This window comes from Pseudomonas nicosulfuronedens, from assembly GCF_005877905.1.
In the GTDB taxonomy this organism is placed as follows: domain Bacteria; phylum Pseudomonadota; class Gammaproteobacteria; order Pseudomonadales; family Pseudomonadaceae; genus Pseudomonas; species Pseudomonas nicosulfuronedens.
Window position 1 is genome coordinate 1 of record NZ_SWDV01000080.1, and the last position, 5,123, is coordinate 5,123.

General features: G+C 57.6%; 8 protein-coding genes. 3 read left to right on the forward strand and 5 right to left on the reverse strand.

All coding sequences use genetic code 11. From position 1 onward, the window contains the following. Window positions 1-205: 205 nt before the first annotated feature. From FAS41_RS30145 to FAS41_RS30170, 5 genes are all read right to left on the reverse strand, one after another. Window positions 206-1,195 carry a phage integrase gene (locus FAS41_RS30145; RefSeq protein ID WP_138526931.1) on the reverse strand — a complete coding sequence of 330 codons (990 nt, stop codon included), beginning with the start codon at window positions 1,193-1,195 and terminating at the stop codon, window positions 206-208. Further along, a complete protein-coding gene (locus FAS41_RS30150) occupies window positions 1,195-2,490 on the reverse strand; it encodes a hypothetical protein (RefSeq protein ID WP_017520619.1) in 1,296 nt (431 codons plus the stop codon). The genes FAS41_RS30145 and FAS41_RS30150 overlap by 1 nt, the downstream gene beginning before the upstream one ends. Before the next feature lie 627 nt (window positions 2,491-3,117). Beyond that, window positions 3,118-3,507, reverse strand: a complete 390-nt coding sequence (locus FAS41_RS30160) for a hypothetical protein (protein ID WP_138526932.1) — start codon at window positions 3,505-3,507, stop codon at window positions 3,118-3,120. Further along, window positions 3,500-3,715: a hypothetical protein gene (locus FAS41_RS30165; protein WP_138526933.1), complete on the reverse strand. Its 216-nt coding sequence runs from the start codon at window positions 3,713-3,715 to the stop codon at window positions 3,500-3,502. The genes FAS41_RS30160 and FAS41_RS30165 overlap by 8 nt, the downstream gene beginning before the upstream one ends. 22 nt (window positions 3,716-3,737) lie before the next feature. Next, the gene (locus tag FAS41_RS30170) at window positions 3,738-3,953 is read right to left on the reverse strand and encodes a hypothetical protein (protein WP_023084896.1); all 216 of its coding nucleotides are present in this window, start codon (window positions 3,951-3,953) and stop codon (window positions 3,738-3,740) included. Window positions 3,954-4,079: 126 nt separating this feature from the next. Here FAS41_RS30170 and FAS41_RS30175 point away from each other — a divergent pair, with 126 nt between their 5' ends. The 3 genes from FAS41_RS30175 to FAS41_RS30185 all read left to right on the forward strand — a co-directional run. After that, complete coding sequence (locus FAS41_RS30175) at window positions 4,080-4,349, forward strand: DNA-binding protein (protein WP_138526934.1); 270 nt, start codon at window positions 4,080-4,082, stop codon at window positions 4,347-4,349. Between the two features lie 66 nt (window positions 4,350-4,415). Further along, entirely contained in the window at window positions 4,416-4,826 is a 411-nt protein-coding gene (locus FAS41_RS30180) for a very short patch repair endonuclease (protein ID WP_138526935.1), read from the forward strand. Continuing rightward, window positions 4,804-5,123 (forward strand): DNA cytosine methyltransferase (locus tag FAS41_RS30185; RefSeq protein ID WP_138526936.1); only part of this gene is annotated, 320 nt, incomplete at its 3' end. The genes FAS41_RS30180 and FAS41_RS30185, both read left to right, overlap by 23 nt.

A 5,123-nucleotide genomic window follows, 5' to 3' on the forward strand; every position in this document is an offset into this window, starting at 1 on the left:
CCGACAACAATCACAGGCACCTGCAACAATCGATCATCCGCAAGTTCGGGCATGTGCCGCCCAACATTACGGAGCTCACCACTGGAAACTCTAACCAGAGACTCCATTTAAGGGACATCAGAAATCAGCTTGAAAGCTGCTCAACAATACTGAGATCCCTCCAGAGAACTCGAAATGAACCATTAGAGTTCACAACTTCGAAAATCTAACCCTCTCGAAATAATGGATTCAGCCTTACTGCCTCAGTCAGGTGGTCTTGAGAGAGGTGAGCGTACCTCATTGTCATTGAGAGCGAGGCGTGCCCCAGGATGTGTTGCAACGTGACAATGTGCCCGCCGTTCATGATGAAGTGACTCGCGAACGTGTGGCGTAGCACGTGGCTGGCCTGCCCTCGCGGAAGCTTGATCGACGTCGACAGCAGCACGATGCGAAACACGCCAAGGCAGTTGGTGAACGGTCCGTGAGTCTGCCAGTGCTGACGAATCTCTTTGGCCAAGGCTTCCGAGATTGGCACCGAGCGAACGCGCTTCGACTTGGTGTTGGCAAAGATCACCGTGTTGCCCTTCAACCGATCCAGGGTCAGTGCCTGCGCTTCTCCCCATCGAGCACCGGTTGCGAGGCAGATGCGAGCGACCATCTTCGGATGTGGCGATGTGGTTCGAGCATCGAGCGCGGCCAGCAGCTCGGATACCTGATGCTTGGTCAGGTATGACAGCGGCTTCTCCTGAAGCTTCAGGGGACGCATGCGTCCAACGGGATTCTCGTAGTCGATGGTCCCCAGCTGTCGTAGCTCGTTGTACATCGACTTGAGGTAGCCAAGGCGGTTGTTGGCGTACTTGCCCGACATGCCTTTAGCGACCTGCAAGGAACGCACACGGGCCACTTTCGCCGGCTCCAGGGCTACCGCCACCGGGTCACCCAAATCCTTCGCAATCAGCCGCAGAATCGCCACACAGCGCTTACCGTTCGCGAGAGTCTGGCCATGCAGCTCGTACCAGAGTTCGACTAGCTCGGAGAGCTTGCGACGATCCTTGGGCTTGATCGTCCAACCCGGATTCTCAGAGCACTTCTGGCGAGCATTGGCTTCAAACTGCTGCGCTTCCATCTTGGTCTTGAACCGCTTCCGGAAACGCTTGCCCTTGATCGGCTCGACATCGACGAACCAGCGACCATCTGGGAGCTTGGTGATACTCATCAGATGGCGTATCCCCGTCTCAAGTACCGATCATTGATCAGCCCGCAGATGTGCTTTTCGAGGTCGCGAGTGCTGTAGCCCTTGGCGGTGTAGTGGTCTTCGATCACGTGCCAGAAGGGGAGCGTTCTCCCGACCTCAAGTGCCTTTTTTGAGGGGATGCGCTCCCGCGCGATCAGGCTGGCGAACTGGCCCAGGAACATCTCACAGTTCTTGCCGGAGAAGCCCTGTGCGGTCTTGTAGTAGCGGCGATATTCGGTGCGCTCAATCAGCGGATCGGCCTCTACCTGGACCTTGGTATCCAGAGTGATCAGCGACCAGAACGGGTCGTACCACTTCGGATCTTTCAGCAGCAGCCGGAAGCTGTCGCAGGCGTATTCCCACAGGCCTTGCAGGTGCGGGCATAGGCCGGCATAGGTGCGGCAGCCAATCACCTCTCCAGAGGACAATTTGGAGCCTTCGGAGAACTGCTGGACTATCGAGTGATGGAAGCGGAACTCGATACGCCACACCGTTTCCTCCGGGTTGTAGGCGGGTTCTCCATCACCGAAGGGATCGCCATTCAGTGACGCCCATACGTTGCTCCAGTAATCGAGCTTGTCGGTGGCGCGTGCTTGGAGCGTTTTGTTGTAGATGCAGAGCTGCATGCCGTTGGCCGAGCCAAACATGAAGGTTTCACCGCGCCCATAAACCGAGGCGTTGCCGTGGAACTCGATACGGTCAATGCCGCTGATCTGCCGCACACGAGTCGAGCGACAGCGCATGCGCTCTACGATGTCCGCGGACGGCGTCCAGCCCTGTACGTCCAGTGCGAGATGCACAGCACACTGGTTCGTTTCGCAGTGAGCGAGCACGGCGCTAGCCAGGTCATCGAGCATCCCTTGCAGGATCGCAGGATCAGCTCCGTCCAGGGCGTGTGGAGACACCTCAATCTTGAGATGCGGCCCGATGTTCTCCAGCTTCACGTTGTGATTCTTGATCAGCAGAATCAGGCCCGTGTCGGCGTTCTGCAGGCGGTACTGGTAGCCGGAGTCGCGCCCTACCCTGCCCTTGACCCACTGGTAGCCAGCGAACTCCACGATGTCTTCCGGCTCATCGAACAGCGCCATCACTTCGAGACGGATCATGCCGTTGTACAGCTGGCGGACCGTATCCACACCGCAGCGCAGCAGCCGCACGCCGGACAGATCAGTGAACTTGGCCAGCTTGTCGTCGAAGAACAGGCGCCCCTCGGGCGACTCGTAAATCTCGCCAGCGGACTTAACCGTGACACGGACTTGATGCTTTGGCTTGGTCATTGAAGTGCTCCAAATAGCTACGTAATGAAACAGTGATCAGTGGGTTATCCGACGTGTTACAGGGGGCGTCGGCCGCGCCTTCGGCCTACCGCTCGTGCCTTGCGCTCCCGGCCGGCGTCGCGGCCCACGCCCGGCTCATGCACCTCAATAGGGAAACGCCACCGCTGGCGAGGAAGAGCCCAGGGCCGAAAGCGCGCCCAACAGGTAGGCCAGCGCCACCAGCACAAGGTCATAGGTCCAATCGGGTAGTTGCATCGCGCTGCCTCCGTTGCCTTTTCGCAGGCATGAGTTGACCCGGCACGGATAAACAGGCGCGCTCGCCAGTTCATCTGCGCTATCGAGGTTTTGCAGTGGGATATGGGTATTGAATCAAACAGCCGGCGGCGCGACTAATTGTTTGATTTGATGGCTGAAAGCCCGTTCTAGACGCACTGGAACGAATAGTGACGGAACGACATTCGAGGTCACGAGCAGGCGTTCCGAGCCATCAGCTTTCTTGATGGCGGACGCCTCCAACACACCAAGGGCGCTGCCCTTGTCATCCCGCTCTTGCCGCCGAGGGCTCGGGAGCGCGGGGCGGAGAAGCTGCCCCACACTCACCGGCCGAGGCTGATGAGGGGCATGCGTTCAAGGGTTCGCTGCGCCCGTGCTTCCGTTCGACGGAACGGTAGGGCTGTTCCGACGAGCCGGGAGCGCGGCCCTTGAGCGCGTCTCGTTAGGGTGGGTGACGCGGCCCAGTACGTTGCCGGAACCTTGCCGGTCGCGGTACCGCATCACCCGAATCGTGCGCACGTTTGACCAGAACATCTCATGAGGAAACTGCTCATCGCTGTTGACGTGCTTTACCAGGAAATACGGTTCTTCCTGGATGCCGGCCAGCGGCAGCGCAACACCCACAATGTGCATGCAGCACCAGAGCGATTCCGGGTCCTGTTCCCAGGCCAACTCAACGAGTACGGTCTTACCCAAATAAGGCAGGGCGCTGTCGGCGTCCAAGACGATGCGTTGGCTATTCATCGCTGTAGTCCCCTGCACCGAAGGTGGCTTTGCCGCGCTCCAAGTCATCACGGAAGCGTGCAAGGTTGATCATGCGGAAGCAGCCCATCTGGATACTCGGGACGGTGCCGTCCTCCGCCCACTGGGCCGCTTCGTCGTACGTCACGCTGCACATCTCCGCGAAGGTGGCGATGCCGCACAGGTCCAGATTCCATCTCTCCTTGCTCACAGTCGTTCTCCCATTCCGTCGTTCATGCCGTCCACTCCTGTTCCAGCAACCAGGCGCGGAGCAATGCGCTATTCACTACGCGCAGCTTGCCGAGCTTCACGGAAGGCAAGATGCCCCGGTATACCCAGGCTCGGGCAATGCCGTAGCTGATGCCGTTTCGATCAGCCCACTTTTCGATGCGCTCCAAATCTTGCTGCGGCCCTACCAGGGCGCTGGGGTTCAGCTCTTCCAGTTCCATGCTCGTTCCGTCACTATTCATTCCACTAGGGCGAAGTGTCCTAATAAATTATTTATCACGAACAAATCCTAGCACTGATAAATAATTCATCAATAAATTATTTATCAGTTTTTAGAGCCATTTGGAATGATTGAAGAGCGGGTTAGAACGCTTGTCCGATTTATCGGCGCGACAAAGCTGGCCGAAACCACCGCTATTACGGAAAGACAGCGATGGCAGACCGTTGCGACCAACCGAAAGGTAAAAGCGCGGATTGAGGATTTAGAAGAGCTGCTGCGCGTCTTTCCTCAATACGAGCTTTGGCTCCTAAAAGGTGACGTTGACCCTGCGCGTGGCCAGGTAGCTCCTGGCTATGAGGAGGCGGATGCCAAATTAGCCGCACCCAGCGCGGGATAGAGCTAACCAGGACGGTGGCACTGCGCTGGTTCAGCAAAGGACAGAGCTAACCGAGCGATCTACCTGATGGACAGACTCACTGCGGAACACCGTAGCTGGCTGATGAGCAGGATCGGTTCAAAGAACACCAAACCTGAGCTCGTCGTAAGGCGCTTGGTCTTCGCCATGGGTTACCGGTATCGTCTGCACCCTAAGTACCTGCCGGGTAGCCCCGATCTTGCTTTTCTTGGCCGAAAGAAAGTCATTTTCGTCAATGGTTGCTTCTGGCATGGTCACCGCGGTTGCCGGTACGGCCGCCTTCCCAAATCGCACGTCGACTTCTGGGAGGCCAAAATCGACCGCAATCGCGCACGAGACACGGCAAAAATTGCGGAGCTGGAGAGTAAGGACTGGAGAGTCCTCACCATCTGGCAATGCGAGCTGAAAGACACCGAAACGCTGGCGAAAAGATTAAATGACTTCATCCAAAGCAAGTAGCTCCTCCCGTCCCATAGGTATCGACCTTTTCGCAGGCGCGGGGGGCCTATCGCTGGGCTTCGAGCAGGCAGGCTTTGATATCGCTGCATCCGTGGAAATTGATCCCATCCACTGCGCTACGCACAAATTCAACTTTCCTCGTTGCGCAACGATCTGCGCCAGCGTTACAGATATCACTGGGGACGAAATCCGCAGTCAAGCAGGTATCGGCAATCGCGAAATTGACGTTGTTTTTGGAGGCGCTCCCTGCCAAGGCTTTTCCATGATTGGAAAGCGCGCCCTGGATGACCCACGTAA